The organism is Pseudomonas sp. S3_A09, from assembly GCF_054668065.1.
This window is the reverse complement of the sequence record NZ_CP162752.1, coordinates 3,412,691-3,435,676: the sequence shown is the minus strand read 5'-3', so window position 1 is coordinate 3,435,676 and position 22,986 is coordinate 3,412,691. Positions and strand designations below refer to the sequence as shown.

The 22,986-nt window shown below is 60.6% G+C and carries 19 protein-coding genes and 1 pseudogene; 9 read left to right on the top strand and 11 right to left on the bottom strand.

Features of this window, described 5'->3' with window-relative positions:
• Positions 1–26 precede the first annotated feature (26 nt).
• From fkpB to murJ, 5 genes are all read right to left on the bottom strand, one after another.
• The gene (gene fkpB, locus AB4N92_RS15995; RefSeq protein ID WP_010213263.1) at positions 27–464 is read right to left on the bottom strand and encodes an FKBP-type peptidyl-prolyl cis-trans isomerase; all 438 of its coding nucleotides are present in this window, start codon (positions 462–464) and stop codon (positions 27–29) included.
• Between the two features lie 7 nt (positions 465–471).
• Positions 472–984, bottom strand: coding sequence for a signal peptidase II (lspA, locus tag AB4N92_RS15990; RefSeq protein ID WP_010213265.1), 513 nt, complete (start codon positions 982–984; stop codon positions 472–474).
• The gene (gene ileS, locus AB4N92_RS15985; RefSeq protein WP_010213267.1) at positions 977–3,808 is read right to left on the bottom strand and encodes an isoleucine--tRNA ligase; all 2,832 of its coding nucleotides are present in this window, start codon (positions 3,806–3,808) and stop codon (positions 977–979) included. The genes lspA and ileS overlap by 8 nt, the downstream gene beginning before the upstream one ends.
• Before the next feature lie 14 nt (positions 3,809–3,822).
• Positions 3,823–4,761: a bifunctional riboflavin kinase/FAD synthetase gene (ribF, locus tag AB4N92_RS15980; protein ID WP_010213269.1), complete on the bottom strand. Its 939-nt coding sequence runs from the start codon at positions 4,759–4,761 to the stop codon at positions 3,823–3,825.
• A 119-nt stretch (positions 4,762–4,880) separates the two neighbouring features.
• Positions 4,881–6,419, bottom strand: a complete 1,539-nt coding sequence (gene murJ, locus AB4N92_RS15975) for a murein biosynthesis integral membrane protein MurJ (protein WP_042571053.1) — start codon at positions 6,417–6,419, stop codon at positions 4,881–4,883.
• A 253-nt stretch (positions 6,420–6,672) separates the two neighbouring features.
• Between murJ and rpsT the strand changes: the two genes are divergently transcribed.
• Entirely contained in the window at positions 6,673–6,951 is a 279-nt protein-coding gene (rpsT, locus tag AB4N92_RS15970) for a 30S ribosomal protein S20 (protein ID WP_003188401.1), read from the top strand.
• 260 nt (positions 6,952–7,211) lie between these two features.
• On the opposite strand, the gene AB4N92_RS15965 is transcribed toward rpsT, so the two are convergent.
• The gene (locus tag AB4N92_RS15965) at positions 7,212–7,697 is read right to left on the bottom strand and encodes an FKBP-type peptidyl-prolyl cis-trans isomerase (RefSeq protein WP_010213275.1); all 486 of its coding nucleotides are present in this window, start codon (positions 7,695–7,697) and stop codon (positions 7,212–7,214) included.
• Between AB4N92_RS15965 and AB4N92_RS15960 the strand changes: the two genes are divergently transcribed.
• The 3 genes from AB4N92_RS15960 to AB4N92_RS15950 all read left to right on the top strand — a co-directional run bounded on the left by AB4N92_RS15960 (position 7,696) and on the right by AB4N92_RS15950 (position 11,065).
• A complete protein-coding gene (locus tag AB4N92_RS15960) occupies positions 7,696–7,986 on the top strand; it encodes a DUF3565 domain-containing protein (RefSeq protein ID WP_137205951.1) in 291 nt (96 codons plus the stop codon). The genes AB4N92_RS15965 and AB4N92_RS15960 overlap by 2 nt on opposite strands.
• A 79-nt stretch (positions 7,987–8,065) precedes the next feature.
• The gene (gene pta, locus AB4N92_RS15955; RefSeq protein WP_025856577.1) at positions 8,066–10,165 is read left to right on the top strand and encodes a phosphate acetyltransferase; all 2,100 of its coding nucleotides are present in this window, start codon (positions 8,066–8,068) and stop codon (positions 10,163–10,165) included.
• Complete coding sequence (locus AB4N92_RS15950; RefSeq protein ID WP_010213280.1) at positions 10,166–11,065, top strand: acyltransferase; 900 nt, start codon at positions 10,166–10,168, stop codon at positions 11,063–11,065. It begins immediately after the preceding gene.
• A gap of 177 nt (positions 11,066–11,242) precedes the next feature.
• Here the strand turns inward: AB4N92_RS15950 and cysN are convergent, their stop codons facing one another.
• From cysN to AB4N92_RS15935, 3 genes are all read right to left on the bottom strand, one after another.
• On the bottom strand, positions 11,243–13,141 hold the full coding sequence (cysN, locus tag AB4N92_RS15945; RefSeq protein WP_010213281.1) for a sulfate adenylyltransferase subunit CysN: 1,899 nt from the start codon (positions 13,139–13,141) through the stop codon (positions 11,243–11,245).
• A gap of 9 nt (positions 13,142–13,150) precedes the next feature.
• Complete coding sequence (gene cysD / locus AB4N92_RS15940) at positions 13,151–14,068, bottom strand: sulfate adenylyltransferase subunit CysD (RefSeq protein WP_010213282.1); 918 nt, start codon at positions 14,066–14,068, stop codon at positions 13,151–13,153.
• A 150-nt stretch (positions 14,069–14,218) separates the two neighbouring features.
• Positions 14,219–14,977, bottom strand: coding sequence for a Nif3-like dinuclear metal center hexameric protein (locus AB4N92_RS15935; RefSeq protein WP_042571051.1), 759 nt, complete (start codon positions 14,975–14,977; stop codon positions 14,219–14,221).
• Positions 14,978–15,078: 101 nt separating this feature from the next.
• Between AB4N92_RS15935 and algW the strand changes: the two genes are divergently transcribed.
• Positions 15,079–16,233, top strand: coding sequence for a Do family serine endopeptidase AlgW (gene algW / locus AB4N92_RS15930; protein ID WP_010213284.1), 1,155 nt, complete (start codon positions 15,079–15,081; stop codon positions 16,231–16,233).
• Between the two features lie 110 nt (positions 16,234–16,343).
• Positions 16,344–18,440, top strand: a complete 2,097-nt coding sequence (locus AB4N92_RS15925; RefSeq protein ID WP_044286620.1) for a TonB-dependent siderophore receptor — start codon at positions 16,344–16,346, stop codon at positions 18,438–18,440.
• 125 nt (positions 18,441–18,565) lie between these two features.
• Here AB4N92_RS15925 and hemH read toward each other — a convergent pair whose 3' ends face one another.
• On the bottom strand, positions 18,566–19,591 hold the full coding sequence (gene hemH, locus AB4N92_RS15920; protein ID WP_021491928.1) for a ferrochelatase: 1,026 nt from the start codon (positions 19,589–19,591) through the stop codon (positions 18,566–18,568).
• Positions 19,592–19,605: 14 nt separating this feature from the next.
• On the bottom strand, positions 19,606–20,505 hold the full coding sequence (locus AB4N92_RS15915) for a TIGR01777 family oxidoreductase (protein WP_010213288.1): 900 nt from the start codon (positions 20,503–20,505) through the stop codon (positions 19,606–19,608).
• 209 nt (positions 20,506–20,714) lie between these two features.
• Between AB4N92_RS15915 and AB4N92_RS15910 the strand changes: the two genes are divergently transcribed.
• The 3 genes and pseudogenes from AB4N92_RS15910 (at position 20,715) to AB4N92_RS15900 (ending at position 22,984) form a co-directional block, all read left to right on the top strand.
• On the top strand, positions 20,715–21,701 hold the full coding sequence (locus AB4N92_RS15910; RefSeq protein WP_010213289.1) for an NAD(P)/FAD-dependent oxidoreductase: 987 nt from the start codon (positions 20,715–20,717) through the stop codon (positions 21,699–21,701).
• Positions 21,698–21,913: pseudogene (locus AB4N92_RS15905) on the top strand (TIGR02450 family Trp-rich protein). The gene AB4N92_RS15910 and the pseudogene AB4N92_RS15905 overlap by 4 nt, the downstream one beginning before the upstream one ends.
• Before the next feature lie 111 nt (positions 21,914–22,024).
• Positions 22,025–22,984: a YbgA family protein gene (locus AB4N92_RS15900; RefSeq protein ID WP_010213292.1), complete on the top strand. Its 960-nt coding sequence runs from the start codon at positions 22,025–22,027 to the stop codon at positions 22,982–22,984.
• Positions 22,985–22,986: the final 2 nt, after the last annotated feature.

Genomic DNA, 22,986 nt, shown 5'->3' with positions numbered 1-22,986 from the left:
GCTCCCACAGGAACCGGTTTAGTCAGTCAGAGCGCTTTAACGTCGATGATTTCAACGTCAAAGGTCAAGGTTTTACCGGCCAACGGGTGGTTGAAGTCGATGGTCACTTGCGCGTCATCGAAAGTCTTCACCACACCGGGCAGTTCGGTATTCGCCGCATCGTTGAAGATCACCAACAAGCCTTCCGACAGGTCCATGTCCTGGAACTGCGAACGCGGGATGATCTGCACGTTTTGCGGGTTGGGCTGGCCAAAGGCGTTTTCCGGCAGGATCTGCAGGGTACGCTTGTCGCCAGCCTTGAAGCCGAACAGGGCCGCTTCGAAGCCCGGCAGCAGGTTGCCATCACCGACCTTGAAGGTGGCCGGTGCTTTGTCGAATGTGCTGTCGACCGTGTCGCCATTCTCCAGGCGCAATGCGAAATGCAAAGTGACTTCCGTGTTCTGGCCGATGCGTTGCTCAGCCAATACCTGATCAGTCATTGACGGTCTCTCCGGTTTTCTTGCTTTTGAACATATCCAGCGCCAGCATGATCGCACCGACGGTGATGGCGCTGTCGGCAAAGTTGAACGCCGGGAAGTACCAGCGGTTCTGCCAATGCACCAGAATGAAGTCGATCACATGGCCCAGGGCAATGCGGTCGTACAGGTTGCCCAGCGCGCCGCCCAACACAAGGGCCAACGCAATAGCCAGCCAGGTGTCATCGCGGCCGAGACGCTTGAGCCACACCACCAGCACCGCACTGACCACCACGGCGATCAGGGCGAACAGCCAGCGCTGCCAGCCGCCGCCATCCGCCAGGAAGCTGAAAGCGGCGCCGGTGTTGTAGGCCAGGGTCCAGCTGAAGTAATCCGGGATCACCACGATCTGCTGGAACATCTCCAGGGAGCCCTCGAAATGAGCCTTGCTGGCCTGGTCGATGACCAGGACCAGCACACTCAATACGAGCCAGCCCAGACGTCCAAAACGACTGGCTGCATTAGGCATAGTGGCGAACCTCACCAGCACCCGAGATGTTGTCGACGCAGCGACCACAGATTTCCGGATGCTCAGGGTTCACGCCGACGTCTTCACGGCAGTGCCAGCAACGGGCGCATTTAGGGAAGGCCGACTTGACCACTTTGAGCTTGAGGCCAGGTACTTCGGTGGCGACCGCATCCGCCGGGGCCTGGGCGAATGGCGCCAGGCTTGCGGTGGAAGTAATCAGCACGAAGCGCAGTTCGTTGCTCAGCTTGGCCAGGTCCGCGGTCAGGCCGTCCTCGGCAAACAAGGTGACTTCGGCTTGCAGGTTGCCACCGACGGCCTTGGCCGCACGCTGCACTTCCAGTTCCTTGTTCACCGCGACCTTCACGGCCATCACACCTTCCCAGTACTCGCGGCCCAGTTCGAAGTCGGCCGGCAGTTCGGTCAGGCCTTCGTACCAGGTGTTGAGCATCACGGACTCGTTACGCTCGCCCGGCAGGTATTCCCACAGTTCGTCGGCGGTGAAGGCCAGGATCGGCGCGATCCAGCGCACCAGCGCTTCGGAGATGTGGTACAGCGCGGTCTGCGCCGAACGGCGGGCCTTGCTGTTGGCGCCGGTGGTGTACTGGCGGTCCTTGATGATGTCGAGGTAGAAGCCACCCAGCTCCTGCACGCAGAAGTTGTGGATCTTCGAGTAGACGTTCCAGAAACGGTATTCGCCGTAGTGCTCCTGCAACTCGCGTTGCAGCAACAGGGTACGGTCCACCGCCCAACGGTCCAGGGCGAGCATGTCCTCGGCTGGCAGGAGGTCGGTGGCCGGGTTGAAACCGGTCAGGTTCGACAGCAGGAAGCGTGCGGTGTTACGGATGCGGCGGTAGGCATCGGCGCTGCGCTGCAGAATCTGGTCCGACACGGCGATTTCGCCCGAATAGTCGGTCGACGCGACCCAAAGACGCATGATGTCGGCGCCCAGGGTGTCGTTGATCTTTTTCGGCTCGATCACGTTCTTCAGCGACTTGGACATCTTGCGGCCCGTCTCGTCGACGGTGAAGCCGTGGGTCAGCAGTTCGCGGTACGGCGCGTGGTTGTCGATGGCGCAACCGGTCAGCAGCGACGAGTGGAACCAGCCACGGTGTTGGTCCGAGCCTTCCAGGTACAGGTCGGCACGCGGGCCGGTTTCGTGACCCATGGGGTGCGAGCCGCGCAGCACGTGCCAGTGGGTGGTACCCGAGTCGAACCAGACGTCGAGGGTGTCGCTGATCTTGTCGTACTGCGGCGCTTCATCGCCCAGCAGCTCGGCGGCGTCCAGCTTGAACCAGGCTTCGATGCCTTCCTGTTCGACACGCTGGGCCACGACTTCCATCAGTTCGACGGTGCGTGGGTGCAGCTCGCCGCTTTCCTTGTTCAGGAAGAACGGGATCGGCACGCCCCAGTTACGCTGGCGGGAGATGCACCAGTCCGGGCGATTGGCGATCATCGAGTGCAGGCGTGCCTGGCCCCAGGCCGGGACGAACTGGGTGTCTTCGATGGCTTTGAGCGAGCGTACACGCAAGGTGTCGCCGGTGGTCGGCTCTTTGTCCATGCCGATGAACCACTGCGCGGTGGCGCGGTAGATCAGCGGGGTCTTGTGGCGCCAGCAGTGCATGTAGCTGTGCTGGATGGTGGCGGTTTGCATCAGCGCACCGACTTCACGCAGCTTGTCGATGATCGGCTGGTCGGCCTTGAAGATGAACTGGCCGCCGAAGAACTCCAGCGAAGGCACATAGACGCCGTTGCTTTGCACCGGGTTGATGATGTCGTCGTTGACCAGGCCGTATTTTTTGCAGATGACAAAGTCGTCCACGCCATAGGCCGGCGAGCAGTGAACAATGCCAGTACCCGAACCCAGTTCGACGTAGTCAGCCAGGTACACCGGCGACAGACGGTCATAGAACGGGTGGCGGAAATTGATCAGTTCCAGCGCAGAGCCGGTGGTGGTCGCGATCACCGAACCTTGCAGTTCGTAGCGGGCAAGGCATGCCTCGACCATTTCCTCGGCCAGCACCAGCAGGCGATCACCGACGTCCACCAGGGCGTAGGTGAATTCCGGGTGCACGTTCAACGCCTGGTTGGCCGGGATGGTCCACGGGGTGGTGGTCCAGATCACGATGGCCGCGGGCTTGCCCAGGCTTGCCAGGCCAAAGGCCTCGGCCAGCTTGGTGTCGTCGGCGATCGGGAAAGCCACGTCGATGGTCGAGGACTTCTTGTCTTCGTACTCGACTTCCGCTTCGGCCAGGGCCGAACCGCAGTCGAAGCACCAGTTCACGGGCTTGAGGCCCTTGAACACGAAACCGCCCTTGACGATCTCGGCCAAGGCACGGATTTCACCGGCCTCGTTCTTGAAGTTCATGGTCTTGTACGGGTTGTCCCATTCGCCGAGCACGCCCAGGCGGATGAATTCGGACTTCTGCCCTTCGATCTGCTCGGTGGCATAGGCGCGGCACAGTTCGCGGGTTTTATCCGCGCCCAGGTTCTTGCCGTAGGTCACTTCGACTTTGTGTTCGATTGGCAGGCCGTGGCAGTCCCAGCCCGGGACATACGGCGCGTCGAAACCCGACAAGGTCTTCGAGCGCAGGATCATGTCCTTGAGAATCTTGTTCAGCGCATGACCGATGTGAATCGTGCCGTTGGCATAAGGAGGGCCGTCGTGCAGGACGAATTTCGGACGATCCTTGCCAATTTCGCGCAACTTTCCGTACAGGCCAATACTGTCCCAGCGCTGCAGGATCTGCGGTTCGCGCTGTGGCAGGCCGGCCTTCATTGGGAAGGCGGTGTCCGGAAGGTTTAGCGTGGCTTTATAGTCGGTCATTTAAGGCTCTTCGGTTAGCGATGGGCGCTAGGTGCGGCTAGTGCACGGGCGGCGGCGACATCCGCATTGATCGCCGTTTTCAACGCCTCAAGGGAGGCGAAACGCTGCTCTTCACGCAGCTTTTGGTGGAAAACCACCGTCAAACGCCGGTCATACAGATCACCGGCAAAATCCAGCAGGTGTACTTCCAGGTGGGCCTTGCCATCACCTGCAACCGTGGGCCTGACACCTATATTGGCGACTCCCGGCCACGATTGGCCGTCGATGTCGACGCTCACCAGGTAAACCCCGGTCAGCGGCACACGACGGCGCTTGAGTTGCACGTTGGCGGTTGGCGTGCCCAATTGGCGCGCCAGCTTCTGGCCGTGCAGGACCCGTCCGGCAATGCGGAACGGGCGACCGAGCAAACGCTCGGCCAAGGCGAAGTCGGCAGCGGCCAGGGCGTTACGCACCTGGGTACTGCTCACGCGCAGGCCGTCCAGTTCGACGGTTTGCGCGGCTTCGACGGTAAAACCCTGGTTGACGCCCGCATGCTGCAGAAAATCGAAATCCCCGACGCGGTCGCAACCAAAGCGGAAGTCGTCACCCACCTCCAAATGCTGCACGCCCAGGCCATCGACCAGGATACGGTCGACAAACTCGGCGGCGCTCAGGCTTTGCAAACGCTGGTTGAAAGCCAGGCAGAGGACACGGTCCACGCCCTCTTCCGCCAGCAATTGCAGCTTGTCCCGCAGGCGGGCCAGCCGGGCTGGCGCAGTCTCGGGGGTGAAGTATTCCCGCGGCTGTGGCTCGAAAATCACCACGCAGCTGGGCACGCCCAACTCGACCGCACGCTCGCGCAGCCTAGCCAGGATAGCCTGGTGGCCACGGTGAACACCGTCAAAGTTGCCAATAGTGGCGACGCAGCCCCGATGCTCGGGGCGCAGGTTGTGGAGACCTCGAACCAGCTGCATAACGCGCTTCTTGCTCATAAAGTGGTCGATTATAACCACACCCGGCCCCGGACGACAGGCAACAGCACAGGCCAAATGGATCGAATCGATAAAACAACGGTTTTATCGCGGCAAACTCTCTAACCCAGGGACTTGCGATTGAAATCCCGCAGGCGGAAGCCCTGCACCAGCAACATCCCGAAGTACACCACCACGCCCGCAACGACCAGCACGCCAAGGCGCAGGAAGCGCTCCAGCATATGGCCTTCGTCCCAGGCCGGCATGAAGTGCATCAAACCCAGCAGCACGGCCGACATCACCCCCACCGCCACCAGCAGCTTGAGGGCAAACAGGCCCCAGCCTGGCTGTGGCTGGAACATTTGCTGTTTACGCAGTTGGTAAAACAACAATCCGGCATTGATGCATGCGCCGGCACTGATGGCCAGGGCCAGGCCAGCGTGCGCCAGCGGCCCGATGAACACCAGGTTGAGCAATTGCGTGACGATCAGCGTGAAAATCGCGATCTTGACCGGCGTACGGATGTTTTGCTGGGCATAGAAGCCGGGGGCCAGCACTTTGATCACGATAATGCCGAGCAGGCCGACGGAGTAGGCGATCAGCGCATGCTGCGTCATCAAGGCGTCATGGGCATCGAACTGGCCGTATTGGAACAGCGCCACGGTCAACGGCTCGGCCAGGATCCCCAGCGCCAGGGCACACGGCAGCACCAGCACAAAGCACAGGCGCAGGCCCCAATCGAGGATACGCGAGTATTCCTGGCGATCCTTGCTGGCATAGGTGCGCGCCAGGGTCGGCAGCAGGATCGTGCCCAGCGCCACGCCCAGCACGCCGGACGGCAACTCCATCAGGCGGTCGGCGTAGTACATCCACGACACCGAGCCGGACACCAGCAACGAGGCGAACGCCGTGTTGATGATCAGCGAAATCTGACTGACCGACACGCCCAGGATCGCCGGCAACATATTGCGCATCACGCGCCACACGCCGGTGTCCTTGAGGTTCAGGCGCGGCAACACGAGCATGCCGATCTTTTTCAGGTGCGGCAGCTGATAGAGCAGTTGCGCCAGGCCGCCCGCCAATACGGCCCAACCGAGGGCCATTACCGGCGGATCGAAATACGGGGTAAGAAACAGCGCGAAGATGATCATGCTGACGTTCAGCAGGGTCGGCACGAAGGCCGGCACCGAGAAACGGTTCCAGGTATTGAGGATCGCTCCGGCCAGGGATGACAGGGAGATCAGCAATATATAAGGAAAGGTCACCCGCAGCAGATCCGTGGTCAGCGCGAACTTTTCCGGGGTATTGGCAAAGCCGGGGGCCGTGGCCCAGATCACCCAGGGCGCGGCGAGCATGCCGAGGAGGGTCACCAGCATCAGTACCAGGGTCAACAGGCCCGAGACATAGGCAATGAACGTGCGGGTGGCTTCCTCGCCCTGCTGGGTCTTGTATTCGGCCAGGATCGGCACGAATGCCTGGGAAAACGCGCCTTCGGCGAAGATCCGTCGGAGCAGATTAGGCAATTTGAACGCAATAAAGAAGGCGTCCGTGGCCATGCTCGCGCCAAAAATGCGCGCCAGCAACGTGTCACGCACAAACCCCAGAACACGGGAGATCATCGTGATAGAGCTGACAGCGGCCAGCGATTTGAGCAGATTCATTGAAAGAGTTTGCGCCTTTAGATAAAGAGCAGGCGAACAAAGCGCCCACTTATGCGATACTGCGCGCCTGCAACAGCACAGAGCCAAAGCTCGCGAGTTTACAGGTCAAGCGCCGGAAATAAATCACCCGCCTCTTCAGATCGACCACTCAGCAGTTCGCATCAGCCGCTCTTGACAACCCATCAAGTCATCGGCATGATTCGCGGCCTATTTTGTTTGCTATTTCCTAAAAAGTCTTTCGAGGAGCTCGACGGTGGCCAACACACCTTCCGCCAAAAAACGTGCAAAACAGGCTGAGAAGCGTCGCAGCCACAACGCCAGCCTGCGTTCCATGGTTCGTACCTACATCAAGAATGTAGTTAAAGCCATCGACACCAAAGACGCTGAAAAAGCTCAAGCAGCTTACGTTCTGGCTGTGCCAGTTATCGACCGCATGGCCGATAAAGGCATCATCCACAAGAACAAGGCCGCTCGTCATAAGAGCCGCCTGAATGGCCACATCAAGGCTCTGAGCGTTCCTGCTGCAGCCTAAGTGGTAACAACTGCAACGCAACCCAGGTTGCGAAACAGTTAAGAAATGCCCCGTACCGAAAGGTCCGGGGCATTTTTGTTTGTGTGGGAGCGGGCTTGCTCGCGAATGCGGAGTGTCAGTTACCAGATGAGATGTATTGACTGATCCACTGCATTCGCGAGCAAGCCCGCTCCCACATTTCGACCGCAGTGTATTTTCAAGACAAAAAAAACGCCCCGAACCAGTCGGGGCGTTTTTGCTACCTATTGATCAAACCACGATCAATGGTGATGACCACCTTCACCATGAACGTGACCGTGCGCCACTTCTTCCTGGGAAGCATCGCGGATGGCAACGATCTTCACTTGGAAGTTCAGGCGCTGGCCAGCCAGCGGGTGGTTGCCGTCGACGGTCACATCGTCGCCGTCCAGATCACGGATGGTCACGATCTGCATTTGGCCGTCCGGCGCGGAAGCGTGGAACTGCATGCCCACTTCCAGCTCGTCAACGCCTTCGAACATGCTGCGGCTCAGGGTGCTGACCAGTTCGGCCGAGTACTCGCCGTAGGCATCTTCAGGTTCTACGGCAACGCTCAGCTCATCACCGACGCTCTTGCCTTCCAGTGCCTTTTCCAGGCCTGGGATGATGTTACCTGCGCCTTGCAGGTAGACCAGCGGCGCGCCGCCGGCGGAGCTGTCGATGACCTCACCAGCGTCGTTGGTCAGGGTATAGTCGATGGAGACAGCCTTGTTAGCGGCGATCGTCATGGGGCGAGACCTTTTGCATAAGAATGAAGAACGGACAAGTCTAAACAAGGATTTGCCCGAAAGCGAACAGAACCCGGACAGACGGGGCCGATCAACGGTTTCCTTCATCATCGGGTTCCATCAGGACGACGACCAGCACTGGGTCGCCGAGCTGTCCTGCGGCCACACCCAGCACCTGCGCCACCAGCCACCCTGGCAGTCCCGCGCCTGGGTGCTCGACCCCGCGCAACGCCTTGAAAAAATAGGCCAGCCCTTTGCCTGCGGCTGGTGTGCGCAAGCGCACGAATAACGATAACCTTGGCGCCTGATTCCCGGTAGACGTTCAATCATAGAACCTCACCGAAGCCATGCACCTTCAGAGAATTCGCATGCAGACTTTTTTTATCGCGCCCACCGATTTTGGTGTGGGTCTGACCTCCATCAGCCTCGGGCTGGTGCGTACCCTTGAGCGGGCCGGACTGAAAGTCGGCTTTTTCAAGCCGATCGCCCAACCGCACCCAGGCGATACGGGCCCCGAGCGTTCCACCGAACTGGTGGCGCGCACCCACGGCCTCAAGCCGCCACAGCCCCTGGGCCTGGCTCACGTGGAGCGCATGCTCGGCGACGGCCAGCTCGATGAACTGCTCGAAGAAATCATCACGCTGTACCAGCAAGCCGCCGTGGGCAAGGACGTGCTGATCGTCGAAGGCATGGTGCCGACCCGCAGCGCCAGCTATGCGGCGCGGGTCAACCTGCACCTGGCCAAGAGCCTGGATGCGGAAGTGATCCTGGTCTCAGCGCCGGAAAATGAAGTGCTCACCGAGCTCTCCGGCCGCGTGGAATTGCAGGCCCAACTGTTCGGCGGCCCGAAAGACCCGAAAGTACTCGGCGTGATCCTCAACAAGGTGCGCACCGACGAAAGCATGGAAGCCTTCTCGGCGCGCCTCAAGGAACACTCACCCCTGTTGCGCAGCGGCGATTTCCGCCTGCTCGGCTGCATTCCCTATCAGCCGGAACTCAACGCGCCCCGCACCCGCGACGTGGCCGACCTGATGGGCGCGCAGATCCTCAACGCTGGCGACTACGAAACTCGGCGCATGACCAAGATCATCATCTGCGCCCGCACCATGCGTAACACCGTGGAGCTACTCAAGCCCGGCGTGCTGGTGGTGACGCCCGGCGACCGCGACGACATCATTCTCGCCGTCAGCCTCGCGGCGATCAACGGCGTGCCGCTGGCCGGCCTGTTGCTCACCAGTGACACCTTGCCCGACCCGCGCATCATGGAGTTGTGCCGAGGTGCCTTCCAGGCGGGCCTGCCGGTGCTGTCAGTGAGCACCGGCTCCTACGACACCGCCAACCAGCTCAATAGCCTGAACAAAGAAATCCCCATCGATGACCGCGAGCGTGCGGAGATCATCACCGATTTCGTCGCCAGCCACCTGGATGCGCGCTGGTTGCACCAACGCTGCGGCACACCCCGGGAAATGCGCCTGTCACCGGCGGTGTTCCGCTACCAGTTGATCCAGCGCGCCCAGGCCGCCAACAAGCGCATCGTGCTGCCCGAAGGCAGCGAGCCGCTGACCGTGCAAGCGGCCGCCATCTGCCAAGCGCGGGGGATTGCCCGTTGCGTGCTGCTGGCCAAGCCGGCAGACGTGGAAGCGGTCGCCCGCGCCCAGGGTATCGAACTGCCCGAAGGCCTGGAGATTCTCGATCCGGACCTGATCCGCCAACGCTACGTCGAACCGATGGTGGCCCTGCGCAAGAGCAAGAGCCTCAATGCGCCGATGGCCGAGCAGCAACTGGAAGACACGGTGGTGATCGCCACCATGATGCTTGCGCTGGACGAAGTGGACGGCCTGGTCTCCGGGGTTATTCACTCCACCGCCAACACCATCCGCCCTGCCTTGCAGTTGATCAAGACGGCACCGGGCTGCACCCTGGTGTCGTCGGTGTTCTTCATGCTGTTCCCCGAGCAGGTGCTGGTGTACGGCGACTGCGTGATGAATCCGCACCCCAGCGCGGCCGAATTGGCGGAAATTGCCCTGCAAAGCGCCGATTCAGCGGCTGCATTCGGCATCACCCCGCGTGTGGCGATGATCAGCTACTCCAGTGGTGACTCGGCCAGCGGTGAAGAAGTGGAAAAAGTCCGCGAAGCCACCCTGCTCGCCCACGAACAGCAAAGCTCGCTGTTGATCGACGGCCCGCTGCAATACGACGCTGCCGCCAACGAAAACGTAGCCCGACAACTGGCCCCCAACAGCCAGGTCGCCGGCAAGGCCACCGTATTTGTGTTCCCCGACCTCAACACCGGCAACACCACGCACAAGGCCGTGCAGCGCAGCGCTGATTGCGTGAGCCTGGGGCCCATGCTCCAGGGCCTGCGCAAGCCGGTCAACGACCTTCCACGCGGCGCCCAGGTGGATGACATTGTGTACACCATCGCGCTCACTGCGATCCAAGCCGCCAACCGACCTATGGATATTTAAATGCTGGCTTTTCTACCTGCCGCCGTGCGCGGGGTGATTGCGTCGCTGTTGTTGGCGCTCAACACGATCCTGTTGTGTTCGTTCCTGTTTATCGTCGCGTTGTTCAAGGCGCTGCCGTTTGCCAAGCGCTTCAGCGAATGGCTGATGAACCACACCCATGAAGCCTGGGTCACCAACAACAAGGGCTGGATGAACCTGGTACGCCGCACGCGCTGGCACCTGACCGGGCTCGAAGGGCTGGACTATCAGCACTCGTATCTGGTGACCAGCAACCACCAGAGCTGGGTCGACATCATGGTGTTGCAATACGTGCTGAACCGGCGGATCCGTCCGCTGAAGTTCTTCCTCAAGCAGGAGCTGATCTGGGTGCCGGTGATTGGCCTGGCATGGTGGGCGCTGGGCTTTCCGTTCATGAAGCGCTACACCAAGGCCTACCTGGAAAAGCACCCGGAGAAGAAAGGCAAGGACCTGGAAACCACCCGCAAGACCTGTGCGAAGTTTCGCGACAACCCGGTGGGCATATTCAACTTTGCCGAAGGTACGCGGTTTACGCCGGGCAAGCATGCCCAGCAGAACTCGCCGTTTCGCTACCTGCTAAAGCCCAAAGCGGGTGGTATCGCGTTTGTGCTGGATGCGATGGGTGAGCAGTTGAAGTCGCTGGTCAACGTGACCATCCACTACCCTGCTGGCCGCCCAGGTTACTGGGATTTACTGTGCGGGAATGTGAAAGACGTGGTTGTGCAGTTTGAAGAGGTGCAGATTCCGGCCGAGTTCATTGGCAAGAATTATGAGCAGGATGGGGCGTATCGGTTGGCGTTTCAGGGCTGGATCAACCAGCTTTGGGAAGACAAGGACCTCCTGCTGGAAAAACTGCACAAAGATTTCCCAGGCAAACAGTAATCAACATGTGGGAGCGGGCTTGCTCGCGAAGGCGGTTTGTCAGTCGCCAGATGTATTGGCTGATCCACCGCATTCGCGAGCAAGCCCGCTCCCACATTTTTGACCGAGTCTGATCTTGAGAATGAAAAAAGCCCGCCACCGATCACTCGGTGGCGGGCTTTTTTATGGCCGCGAGGGTTAGATCGCGCCGCGCTGACGCAACAGCTCCAGCACTTGCTTGACGCTTTCTTCCAGCGACAGTGCCTGGGTGTCGATCACCAGGTCGGCGTTCAACGGCACGTCATACGGGAAGGACTCGCCCGGGATGTTATCCCCACCGGCGGCGTACAAGCCTTGCGGATCACGCTCGGCGCACACCAGCGGCGACGCTTGCACGTAGACCGTCAGCAGGCGATCGCTGCCGATCAGCGCCTTAGCCTGTTCGCGGCCTTCGGCATCCGGGGCCACAAACGCGGCCAGGGTCAGCAGGCCCGCTTCGTTGAACTGACGCGCCACATGCGCGGCACGACGCCAGTTCTCGGTACGGCCGGCACGGTCATGCGGCAAGCCCTTGTTCAGGTCGTGACGCAGGTTCTGGCCATCCAGTACGAACACCGCACGGCCCATGTCGAAGAGCTTGCGCTCAACCGCGTAGGCCAAGGTGCTCTTGCCGGCGCCCGACAGGCCGGTGAACAGCACGGTGGCCGGTTGCTGGCCGAAGCGCAGCGCGCGTTCCTCGGTGGCTACGTGAGCCAAATTGCCGTGCTGCGCCGAGCTGCCGTGGGTGATAGGCGGCGCGATGATCATGCCGGCTGCCACGGTGCCGTTGGTCAAACGGTCGATGACGATAAACGCACCGGTGGTGCGATTGCTGTCGTAGCCGTCCAGGGCGATGGCGGCATCAAGGCTGACCTTGACTCGGCCAATTTCGTTCAGTTGCAGCGAACTCGCCGGACCTTCGGCCAGGGTGTTCACATCCACGCGGTGCACGATGCTGGTGATGGAGCCCGGCACGTAGCTGGTGGCGCGCTTGATGTCGTATTTCTTGCCCGGCAGCATCGGTTCTTCAGCCATCCACACCAGCATGGCGTCGAAGGCGTCGGTCACTTGCGGCACGTTATCGGCGTGTACCAGCAAGTCGCCACGGGAGATGTCGATCTCGTCTTCCATGGTCAGGGTCACGGCCTGGCCTGGGCCTGCGTGTTCCAGCTCACCCTCAAAGGTGACAATGGACTTGACCCGGCTGCTCTTGCCCGACGGCAATACCACGACTTCGTCGCCCTTGTGCACGATGCCGCTGGCCAGGGTGCCGGCAAAACCGCGGAAGTTCAGGTTCGGGCGATTGACGTACTGCACCGGGAAACGTAGGTCGGTGTAGTTGCGGTCGTTGGCAATCTCGACGGTTTCGAGGATTTCCATCAGCGACTGGCCGGTGTACCAAGGCGAACGCTCACTCTTGTTCACCACGTTGTCGCCCTTGAGCGCCGACATCGGCACAAAGGCCAGGGTGCTTGGCTTGAAGGCGATACCGTCGGCGAACTTCAGGTAATCAGCCTTGATCTGCTCGAATACGCTTTGGTCAAAGCCATTGATGTCCATCTTGTTGACGGCCACCACGATGTGCTTGATGCCCAGCAACGAGGCGATAAAGCTGTGACGACGGGTCTGGGTCTGCACGCCGTAGCGGGCGTCGATCAGGATGATCGCCAGGTCACAGGTGGACGCACCGGTGGCCATGTTGCGGGTGTACTGCTCATGGCCGGGGGTGTCGGCGATGATGAATTTGCGCTTGGCGGTGGAGAAGTAGCGGTAAGCAACGTCGATGGTGATGCCTTGCTCACGCTCGGCCTGCAGGCCGTCGACGAGCAACGCCAGGTCGATATCGTCGCCAGTGGTACCGGACTTCTTCGAATCGCGGGTGATGGCTTCCAGGTGATCTTCGTAGATCATCTTGGAGTCGTGCAGCAGGCGCCCGATCAGGGTGCTCTTGCCGTCGTCGACGTTGCCACAGGTCAGGAAGCGCAACATTTCCTTGCGCTCGTGCTGGCCCAGGTAGGCGAGGATGTCCTCGCTGATCAAATCAGATTGATGCGACATGACAGCCCCTTAGAAATAGCCTTGACGTTTTTTATCTTCCATCGAGCCGGCACCATCGTGGTCGATGACACGGCCCTGGCGCTCGGAAGTTCGCGTCAGGAGCATTTCCTGAATGATGTCCGTCAGCGTCTCGGCTTCGGACTCCACCGCGCCCGTCAACGGGTAGCAGCCAAGGGTACGGAAACGTACTTTCTTTTTGACGATTCGGGCTTTGTCTTCGTCAGACAAGTGCTCAAGGATGCGGTCGTCGTCGATCATGATCAACGTGCCGTTCTTCTCGATCACTTCGCGTTCGGCGGCGAAGTACAGCGGCACGATCGGGATGCCTTCCAGGTAGATGTACTGCCAGATGTCCAGCTCGGTCCAGTTGGACAGCGGGAACACACGGATGGACTCACCCTTGTTGACGTTGCCGTTGTAGACGTTCCACAGCTCGGGACGCTGGTTTTTCGGGTCCCAGCGGTGCTTGCTGTCGCGGAACGAGTACACGCGCTCTTTGGCGCGGGATTTCTCTTCATCGCGACGGGCACCGCCGAAGGCTGCGTCGAAACCATGCTTGTCCAGGGCCTGCTTGAGGCCTTCGGTCTTCATGATGTCGGTGTGCTTGGCGCTGCCGTGGGTGAAGGGGTTGATGCCCTGCGCCACGCCGTCCGGGTTCACGTGGGTGATCAAGTCCAGGCCCAGTTCTTCGACCATCTTGTCGCGGAACCGGTACATCTCCTGGAATTTCCAGCGGGTGTCGACGTGCATCACAGGGAACGGCAGTTTGCCCGGGAAGAAGGCCTTGCGTGCCAGGTGCAGCATCACGGCGGAGTCTTTACCGATTGAGTAGAGCATCACCGGGTTGTCGAACTCGGCGGCGACCTCGCGGATGATGTGGATGCTTTCCGCCTCCAGCTGTTTCAGATGCGTCAGTTTGTCGACCATGGTTACTCACGGAAAAACGATCTTATGGACGGCCAGCGGGCCGTGTTCGAGCGAGGCATGCTAGCACAGCACCTGCTTCTATTCAGGGAGCGGACTAGATCGAAACGGTATATGAATATGCCCCCAAGTTTGGGCTTTCTGTGGTGAGGCTCAGATCGGATTGGGGCAATCGATGAAGAGATGTTCCAACGCGAAGCGCCGCGCCAGGTAATCACCCAGCGCCTGTACACCATAGCGCTCAGTGGCATGGTGGCCTGCGGCGATGAAGCTGACGTCGTTTTCGCGGGCGCTGTGAAAGGTCTGCTCGGAGGCTTCGCCGCTCAGGTACAGGTCGACGCCGGCGGCAATCGCCTGGTCGATGTAGCCCTGGCCACCGCCCGTGCACCAGCCGACGCGACGGATCATCTCGCCGCCTTCGATCAATAGCGGTTCGCGGCCCATGACTTCCTGCACGCGGCGGGCAAAATCACGGGGCGACAAGGGCTCGGCAAGGGAGCCGACCAGGCCGACGATCTTGGGGTTGCTCGGGTCAAGCGGGCCTTCCACCGTGATATCCAGCTGACGGGCGAGTTGCACGTTATTGCCGACCTCGGGGTGCAGGTCCAGCGGCAAGTGGTAGGCGAGCAGGCTGATGTCGTGCTTGAGCAGGGTCTTGAGGCGGCGCTGTTTCATGCCGGTGACGCAGGGGTTTTCGCCTTTCCAGAAGTAACCGTGGTGCACCAGGATCAGATCGGCCTGGGCCTCGACGGCCGCGTCCAGCAGGGCCTGGCTGGCGGTCACGCCACTGACGATGCGCATCACCTGCGGGCGGCCCTCGACCTGCAGGCCGTTGGGGCAATAATCGGCAATTTTTGCACTGCCGAGGTAGCGGTCCGCTTCCTCGACGAGGGTGGTAAGGGGGACGGCCATAAAAGACTCCTAAATATCCCGTTCGCAGGCGTCACAGCCTCGTATAATGCGCGACATTATGGGCGCTCTCTCGCCCCCTGCAACCTGTCAGGACTAACTTGATGCTCAAGGCGCTGCGTTTTTTTGGATGGCCATTGTTGGCTGGCGTGCTGATCGCGATGCTGATTATTCAGCGTTACCCCGAGCTGGTGGGCCTACCCAGCCTGGATGTGAACCTGCAACAGGCACCGCAGACCAGCGCGGTGGTACAAGGCCCGGTGACTTACGCCGATGCGGTCACCATCGCCGCCCCTGCGGTGGTCAACCTGTACACGACCAAGGTCATCAACAAGCCGGCGCACCCGCTGTTTGAAGACCCGCAGTTCCGCCGCTATTTCGGCGACAACGGACCCAAGCAGCGGCGCATGGAATCCAGCCTGGGTTCGGGCGTGATCATGAGCCCCGAAGGCTACATTCTCACCAACAACCACGTGACCACCGGCGCCGACCAGATCGTGGTGGCCCTGCGTGACGGCCGCGAAACCCTGGCCCGCGTGGTGGGCAGCGACCCGGAAACCGACCTCGCGGTACTGAAGATCGACCTGAAAAGCCTGCCAGCCATTACCCTCGGCCGTTCCGATGGCTTGCGCGTCGGTGATGTGGCGCTGGCCATCGGCAACCCGTTTGGCGTCGGGCAGACCGTGACCATGGGCATCATCAGCGCCACTGGGCGTAATCAGTTGGGCCTGAACAGCTACGAAGATTTCATCCAGACCGACGCGGCAATCAACCCCGGCAACTCCGGCGGTGCGCTGGTGGACGCCAATGGCAATCTGACCGGTATCAACACGGCGATTTTCTCCAAGTCCGGCGGCTCACAGGGCATCGGTTTTGCGATTCCGGTGAAGCTGGCGATGGAGGTGATGAAGTCGATCATCGAGCACGGTCAGGTGATTCGTGGCTGGCTGGGGATTGAAGTGCAACCGTTGACCAAGGAATTGGCCGAGTCGTTTGGCTTGACCGGACGCCCAGGCATCGTGGTCGCCGGAATCTTCCGCGATGGCCCGGCGCAAAAAGCCGGCCTGCAATTGGGCGATGTGATTCTCAGCATAAATGGCGAACCGGCAGGTGATGGCCGCAAGTCGATGAACCAGGTGGCGCGGATCAAGCCCACGGACAAGGTCGCAATACAGGTGATGCGCAACGGCAAAGAGATCAAGTTGCTGGCGGAAATCGGTTTGCGCCCACCGCCGGCGCCGGTCAAGGAAGAGGAATAATTCGCTGCCCAGGTGCCCATTCGAGGGCACCTGTAAGCTGATATTTCAGAGCGATCCATTCTCATCGGTCATGTTATATTGTTTCAATATCGCTATTGGAATGCTCTATCATGCCGTCTCGAAAAATCGCCCCCTTGGCTGGCCTGGCCTTGGGTTTGCTGCTCGACCCCGCCTACGCCGAAGAAAATACCCTGGAACTCGACACCATCAGCGTCACCACTGACGCCTACGAGTCCGCCTCCAGCCCAGTCAAAGGTTACCGCGCCACCCGTTCCGCCAGTGCGACAAAAACCGACACGGCGATTCGTGACATCCCACAATCCATCAGCGTGATTCCCGCCACGGTGCTCAAAGACCTGGGCAGCACCAACGTGGAACGCGCCCTGGAATTTGCCGGCGGCGTGTCCAAGCAGAACAACTTCGGCGGCCTGACCCTCTACGAATACAGCGTGCGCGGCTTCACCACGTCGGAGTTCTATCAGGACGGCTTCAGCGCCAACCGTGGCTACCCGAGCACACCGGACGCGGCCAACATTGAACGCATCGAAGTGCTCAAGGGCCCTGCCGCCAGCCTGTACGGGCGTGGCGATCCCGGCGGCACCGTGAACATCGTCACCAAGAAGCCTCAGCCTGAAGCCTTCACTACCTTGCAAACCAGCGCGGGCAGTTGGGACCGCTATCGCACCGCTGTGGACGTGAACACCCCGCTGGACAGCGAAGGCAAGGTGCTGACTCGTGTCAACCTGGCGGTGGAAGACAACCACAGCTTCCGTGACCACGTGCAGAGCAAGCGGGTATTCGTCGCGCCTTCGTTCAGCTGGCAGTTGGACCCGGATACCAGCCTGCTGGTGGAAAGCGAATTCGTCCGTCACAGCTCCACCTTCGACCGAGGCATCGTCGACGCCCCCGGCCTATCCCGTTCCACCTTCCTCGGTGAACCCAACGACGGCGATATCGACAACCACAACAACCGCCTCCAGGCCACCCTCGAACACCACCTCAACGACGCCTGGAAACTGCGCCTGGCCAGCCATTACAAGCAAGGCAGCCTGTGGGGCGACGCTTCGGAAAACCGTGCACTGAACCCCGACGGCCACACTATCAACCGCCGTTATCGCGAACGCTCGACGGGTTGGCACGACAGCATTACCCAGCTGGAGCTGCGTGGGCTGTTCGACATTGGCAGTTGGCAGCATGAACTGCTGGTCGGCACCGAGTACGAGGACTACCGCAAGAAAGAACGCGTGACAGCTATCGGCGGCCGTGACTACGCCATTGACATCTACAACCCGGTTTACGGCCAGCCCAAACCCAACGGCACGCGCTCCGGCACCGACTTCTTCGAACAGACCAAAAGCCACGCGCTGAACCTGCAAGACCAGATCATCTTCACAGATCGCTTGCGCGGCATGGTCGGTGTGCGCTTCGAGCATTTCGAGCAGAGCATCGACGACTTCACCCGCAACCACGCCAAGAGCAAGCAGACTCACGACGCCTTTACTCAACGCGCCGGCCTGCTCTATCAGCTCACGCCGCAGGTTGGGGTGTTCGCCAACGCCTCCACGTCGTTCAAGCCCAACAGTGGCCTGGACGCCAACAACAAATCCTTCAAGCCGGAAGAAGGCGTGGGCTATGAAGTGGGGATCAAGAGCGAGCTGTTCGACGACCGCCTCAGCGCAACCCTCGCCGCGTTCCATATCGAAAAGGAAAACGTATTGACGCTGGACCCGGCCACCAATCTCAACCGCGCCGTGGGCAAAGCGCGCAGCCAGGGCCTGGACCTGCAAGTGAGCGGGCAAGTAAGCGATGCCATAAGGGTGATCGGCGCGTTTGCCTACATCGACGCCGAAGTGACCAAGGGCGATAAAACCATTCCCGCCGGCAGCCGGATTCTCGGGGTCGCCAAGCGCAGCGGCAGTCTGTTGGGGGTGTATGAATTCCAGGACGGCGCGTTGCGCGGCTCCGACCTGGGTGCAGCGATCACCTACGTCGGTGATCGCTCCGGTGAGGCCGGCACGGGTTTCGAGCTGCCGGCGTACCACACGGTTGATCTGCTGGCCCATTACAAAGCCACGGAGAATGTCACCGTGGGTTTGAACTTGAACAACCTGTTTGATGAGAAGTACTACGAGCGGTCCTACAGCAATTACTGGATCAATCCGGGTGAGCCGCGCAATCTCACGGTCAGCCTGACGCTTAACCTGTAAACACGGTAAACCATGTGGGAGCGGGCTTGCTCGCGAGTGCGGTCTGTCAGTCACTGATTATTTGACTGATCCACCGCATTCGCGAGCAAGCCCGCTCCCACATTTCGATCTTCACTCGGCTTGAGTTATAACGGCGTTGGCGCTCTTTCGCACAAAGTATTCAGCGCCTTAGCCCATTGCGGATCATCATTGAGGCACGGCACCAGCACCAACTCCTCGCCCCCAGCTTCGCGGAACTGCTCAAGCCCACGATCGCCTATTTCCTCCAGCGTCTCGATGCAATCGGCCACGAACGCCGGGCACATCACCAGCAGCTTTTTCACGCCTTGCTGGGCCAACGCCTCCAGGCGCGCTTCGGTGTAGGGTTCGATCCACTTCGCGCGGCCCAGGCGCGATTGGAACGACACCGACCATTTATCTTCCGGCAGGCCCAGGCGCGCGGCAAAATCACGGGCGACGCTGAAGCACTGCGCGCGATAGCAGGTCTTAAGCACCTCGGCGGACGCGTTCTTGCAGCAGTCGGCATCCTTGAAGCAATGCTGGCCGGTAGGGTCGAGCTTGGTCAGGTGGCGCTCAGGCAAGCCGTGGAAACTCAGCAGCAAGTGGTCGTAATTCTGTTCCACGTATGGCCGCGCGCTTGCTACCAGGGCATCGAGGTATTCGGGCTGATCGTAGAACGGTTGCAGGATGGAGAATTGCACATCGAGCTTTTTGTCGCGCACCACGCGCTTGGCTTCCTCAATCACCGTGGTCACGGTGCTGTCCGCGAACTGCGGGTACAGCGGCGCCAGGGTGACTTTACGGATGCCCTGGGCGGCGAGGCGGGTCAGCACCGTTTCAATGGACGGCTCACCGTAGCGCATCGCCAATTCCACCGGGCCTTGAGTCCACTGTGCGGTCATCTGCTGTTGCAGGCGACGACTGAGCACCACCAGCGGCGAGCCCTCGTCCCACCAGATGGACGCGTAGGCGTGGGCCGACTGCTCGGGGCGCTTGATCAAGATCAGTGACACCAGCAAGCGCCGCACCGGCCACGGCAGGTCGATCACATAAGGGTCCATCAAGAACTGATTGAGGTAGCTGCGCACATCGGCCACCGAGGTGGACGCCGGTGAACCCAGATTGACCAGTAACAACGCGTGATCCGTCATGCAACATCCTATCTTTAGAGGCGGCTGGACACGTCATCCAGGGCCGCGTGCAACTCAGTAAACTGGAAGGTGAAACCGGCGGCCAACAAGCGCTCGGGCACTGCCTTCTGCCCACCCAGCAACAGGCCGGACAACTCACCCAGGCCGACCTTCAATGCAAAGGCCGGCATCGGCATGAACGCCGGACGGTGCAGCACCCGGCCCAGGGTTTTCGCAAACTCGCGATTGCGTACCGGGTGTGGCGCGCAGGCATTATAAGGACCACTGGCATCAGCCTTGTGCAGAAGAAAATCAATCAGGGCGATTTGATCCTTGATATGTACCCACGGCATCCACTGCCGACCAGTGCCGATAGGCCCGCCCAGCGCCAGTTTGAACGGCAGCAACAGCCGCGACAAAAAGCCGCCCTCGGCCGACAACACCAAACCGGTCCGTACCAACACGACGCGAATCCCCAAGGCTTCGGCGCGCTGGGCAGTTTCTTCCCAGGCAATGCACAGCTGGCTGGGGAAATCGTCCTGCACCGGGCCGCTGGCTTCGGTCAACTCACGCTCACCGCCGTCGCCGTACCAACCCACCGCTGAACCGGAAATCAACACCGCAGGTTTTTGCTCCAGCCCCTCAAGCCACGCCAGCAAGGTTTCAGTCAGACTGATGCGGCTGCTCCAAAGCAGCGCCTTGCGCTTGTGGGTCCAGGGACGATCAGCAATGGGCGCGCCGGCCAGGTTAATGACGGCATCCACCGGGCCGATAACCTGTTGCAGGTGTTCAACGCCTGCTACCTGTGCGCCGCACAGCTTGGCAACCTGTTCCGGATGACGACTCCACACCGTCAGTCGATGCCCTTGAGCAAGCCAGTGTTGGCAGAGTTGGCGGCCGATCAGGCCAGTACCGCCGGTCAGCAAAATGTGCATGGGATCTTCCTCATGTAACGTTCGCCGCCCCGCACTGGTCTATTTTATAAGCAGGGATCAATTTGAACGGGCGTAACGTTGGATTAAGCCTGTGCTTTAACCATAGGTCACGCCGTAAGAACAGGTAAGCCAAAACTTATACCAAAAAACAATATTGTACAGCTATTGGTGTCGGCGTAGTCTGTACCAACGGTAAAACGAGGCCTCCCATGACTGTTCCCATCGCGATCATCGGCACCGGCATCGCCGGTCTCTCCGCCGCCCGAGCGTTACGAGACGCGGGGCACGTCGTACAACTCTTCGATAAAAGCCGCGGCAGTGGTGGCCGCATGTCCAGCAAGCGCAGCGATGCCGGCTCTCTGGACATGGGGGCGCAATACTTCACCGCCCGTGACCGGCGCTTCGTCAACGAAGTGCAACGCTGGCAAAGCAATGGCTGGGCCGAGCAATGGAAGCCCCAGCTGTACAACTTCAAGTCCGGCCAGCTCACGCCCTCTCCCGATGAACAGATCCGCTGGGTCGGCACGCCGCGCATGAGCGCGATCACCCGTGCGCTGCTCGACGACCTGCCGGTGGAGTTCGGTTGCCGCATCACCGAGGTGTTCCAGGGCAAACAACACTGGAACCTGCTGGATGCCGACGGCGAAAACCACGGCCCGTTCAGTCACGTGATCATCGCCACTCCAGCGCCCCAGGCCACCGCCCTGCTGGCTGCCGCACCCAAGTTGGCGAGTGCCGCCGCAGGCGTGAAAATGGACCCTACCTGGGCCATCGCCCTGGCGTTCGACAAGCCCCTGGATACGCCGATGGAGGGCTGCTTCGTCCAGGACAGTCCCCTCGATTGGCTCGCGCGCAACCGCAGCAAACCTGGGCGCGACACCCACCTCGACACGTGGGTGTTGCATGCCACCAGCGCATGGAGCAGGGCCCATCTGGACCTGTCGAAGGAGGCGGTGATCGAGCACCTGCACGGCGCTTTCGCCGAACTGCTGCACAGCGCCATGCCCGCGCCGTCGTTCAGCCTGGCGCACCGCTGGCTCTATGCGCGACCGTCCAGCAGTCATGAATTCGGCGTACTGGCCGACGCCGATCTGGGCCTGTACGTGTGTGGCGACTGGTGCCTGTCGGGCCGGGTAGAAGGTGCATGGCTCAGTGGCCAGGAAGCCGCGCGACGCTTGATGGAACACCTGCAATGAACCGCATCAATCCCGCAAAACTGCTGCTGTCAAAATGGACAGCAGCGCGCCCCTGAAACAAGGAAAAACACTTCCTGGTCACCGAATTGTTTCGTGATGATGAAGGCACCGTGCTGGAAATCGAACTGCAGGCGGTCATGACCCACCGCAGCGAACGCCTGCCCTGGCAAACCCTGCAGGATATCGACGCCTGGAAAATCGGCTGGAAATAGCCAACGCGCAAAACTTGTACAAATAGTTTGACTTGTACAGCATCGAATCTATGATGGGATTTAGTTGTACAAGATTAAAACCTTGTACAGGAATCTGGCGAGGGTTCGTTTATGTCCAGCATCACCAAACCGAAGATCGCCATCAGCGCCTGCCTGCTGGGCGAAAACGTGCGCTTCAACGGTGGCCATAAACAATCCCTGCTGTGCAGCCAGACTCTCGCCGATTATTTCGACTTTGTGCCGCTGTGCCCCGAAGTCGCCATTGGCCTGGGCATTCCCCGCGAACCCATCCGCCTGGTGGGCGACCCTGCTCACCCGCAAGCCGTCGGCACGGTGAACCGCGAGCTGAACGTCACCCAGCCGCTGGACGACTATGGCCAGCAGATGGCGGCGGAACACACCGACCTGTGCGGCTACATTTTCATGCAGAAGTCGCCGTCCTGTGGCCTGGAGCGGGTCAAGGTGTACCGCGAAAATGGCACTCCGGTGGACGGCGGCGGGCGCGGTATCTACGCCCAGGCCTTTTGTGCCCGCCATCCCAATCTGCCGGTGGAAGAAGACGGTCGGCTGAATGACCCGGTGCTGCGTGAAAACTTCCTGACTCGCGTATTCGTGTACGCCAGTTGGCAGCAACTGCTGGCCGAAGGCCTGACCCGTCACCGCCTGCTGGCCTTTCATTCGCGCTACAAATACTTGTTGATGGCCCACAGTCCGGCGCATTACAAAAGCCTCGGCCACCTGCTGGGCAGCATGACCAAGGACGCCAACCTGGATGAATTGGCCAGCGGTTATTTCAGCGAGCTGATGACCGGCCTGACCAAGTGCGCCACCCGTGGCACCCACACCAATGTGCTGCAACACATCAGCGGTTACCTCAAGCAGGCCATCAGCGCCGACGACAAGCAGGAAATGCAAACCGTCATCGGCCAATACCGCCACGGCATCGTGCCTTTGGTGGTGCCGATGACCCTGCTCAAGCACCACTTTCGTCAACACCCGGACCGCTACATCGCGCAGCAGGCCTATCTGCAACCGCACCCGGAAAACCTCAGCCTGCGAAATGCGATCTAGAC

Excerpts from the sequence above, each read along its gene's own strand:
- murJ (WP_042571053.1), bottom strand. The coding sequence starts at position 6,419 with ATGAATCTGCTCAAATCGCTGGCCGCTGTCAGCTCTATCACGATGATC.
- AB4N92_RS15935 (WP_042571051.1), bottom strand. The coding sequence starts at position 14,977 with ATGGCCGTCCCCCTTACCACCCTCGTCGAGGAAGCGGACCGCTACCTC.
- AB4N92_RS15915 (WP_010213288.1), bottom strand. The coding sequence starts at position 20,505 with ATGCACATTTTGCTGACCGGCGGTACTGGCCTGATCGGCCGCCAACTC.
- lspA (WP_010213265.1), bottom strand. The coding sequence starts at position 984 with ATGCCTAATGCAGCCAGTCGTTTTGGACGTCTGGGCTGGCTCGTATTG.
- ileS (WP_010213267.1), bottom strand. The coding sequence starts at position 3,808 with ATGACCGACTATAAAGCCACGCTAAACCTTCCGGACACCGCCTTCCCA.
- AB4N92_RS15925 (WP_044286620.1), top strand. The coding sequence starts at position 16,344 with ATGCCGTCTCGAAAAATCGCCCCCTTGGCTGGCCTGGCCTTGGGTTTG.
- algW (WP_010213284.1), top strand. The coding sequence starts at position 15,079 with ATGCTCAAGGCGCTGCGTTTTTTTGGATGGCCATTGTTGGCTGGCGTG.
- AB4N92_RS15965 (WP_010213275.1), bottom strand. The coding sequence starts at position 7,697 with ATGACGATCGCCGCTAACAAGGCTGTCTCCATCGACTATACCCTGACC.
- pta (WP_025856577.1), top strand. The coding sequence starts at position 8,066 with ATGCAGACTTTTTTTATCGCGCCCACCGATTTTGGTGTGGGTCTGACC.
- AB4N92_RS15960 (WP_137205951.1), top strand. The coding sequence starts at position 7,696 with ATGGGGCGAGACCTTTTGCATAAGAATGAAGAACGGACAAGTCTAAAC.
- cysN (WP_010213281.1), bottom strand. The coding sequence starts at position 13,141 with ATGTCGCATCAATCTGATTTGATCAGCGAGGACATCCTCGCCTACCTG.
- AB4N92_RS15910 (WP_010213289.1), top strand. The coding sequence starts at position 20,715 with ATGACTGTTCCCATCGCGATCATCGGCACCGGCATCGCCGGTCTCTCC.
- ribF (WP_010213269.1), bottom strand. The coding sequence starts at position 4,761 with ATGCAGCTGGTTCGAGGTCTCCACAACCTGCGCCCCGAGCATCGGGGC.
- AB4N92_RS15900 (WP_010213292.1), top strand. The coding sequence starts at position 22,025 with ATGTCCAGCATCACCAAACCGAAGATCGCCATCAGCGCCTGCCTGCTG.
- hemH (WP_021491928.1), bottom strand. The coding sequence starts at position 19,591 with ATGACGGATCACGCGTTGTTACTGGTCAATCTGGGTTCACCGGCGTCC.
- cysD (WP_010213282.1), bottom strand. The coding sequence starts at position 14,068 with ATGGTCGACAAACTGACGCATCTGAAACAGCTGGAGGCGGAAAGCATC.
- AB4N92_RS15950 (WP_010213280.1), top strand. The coding sequence starts at position 10,166 with ATGCTGGCTTTTCTACCTGCCGCCGTGCGCGGGGTGATTGCGTCGCTG.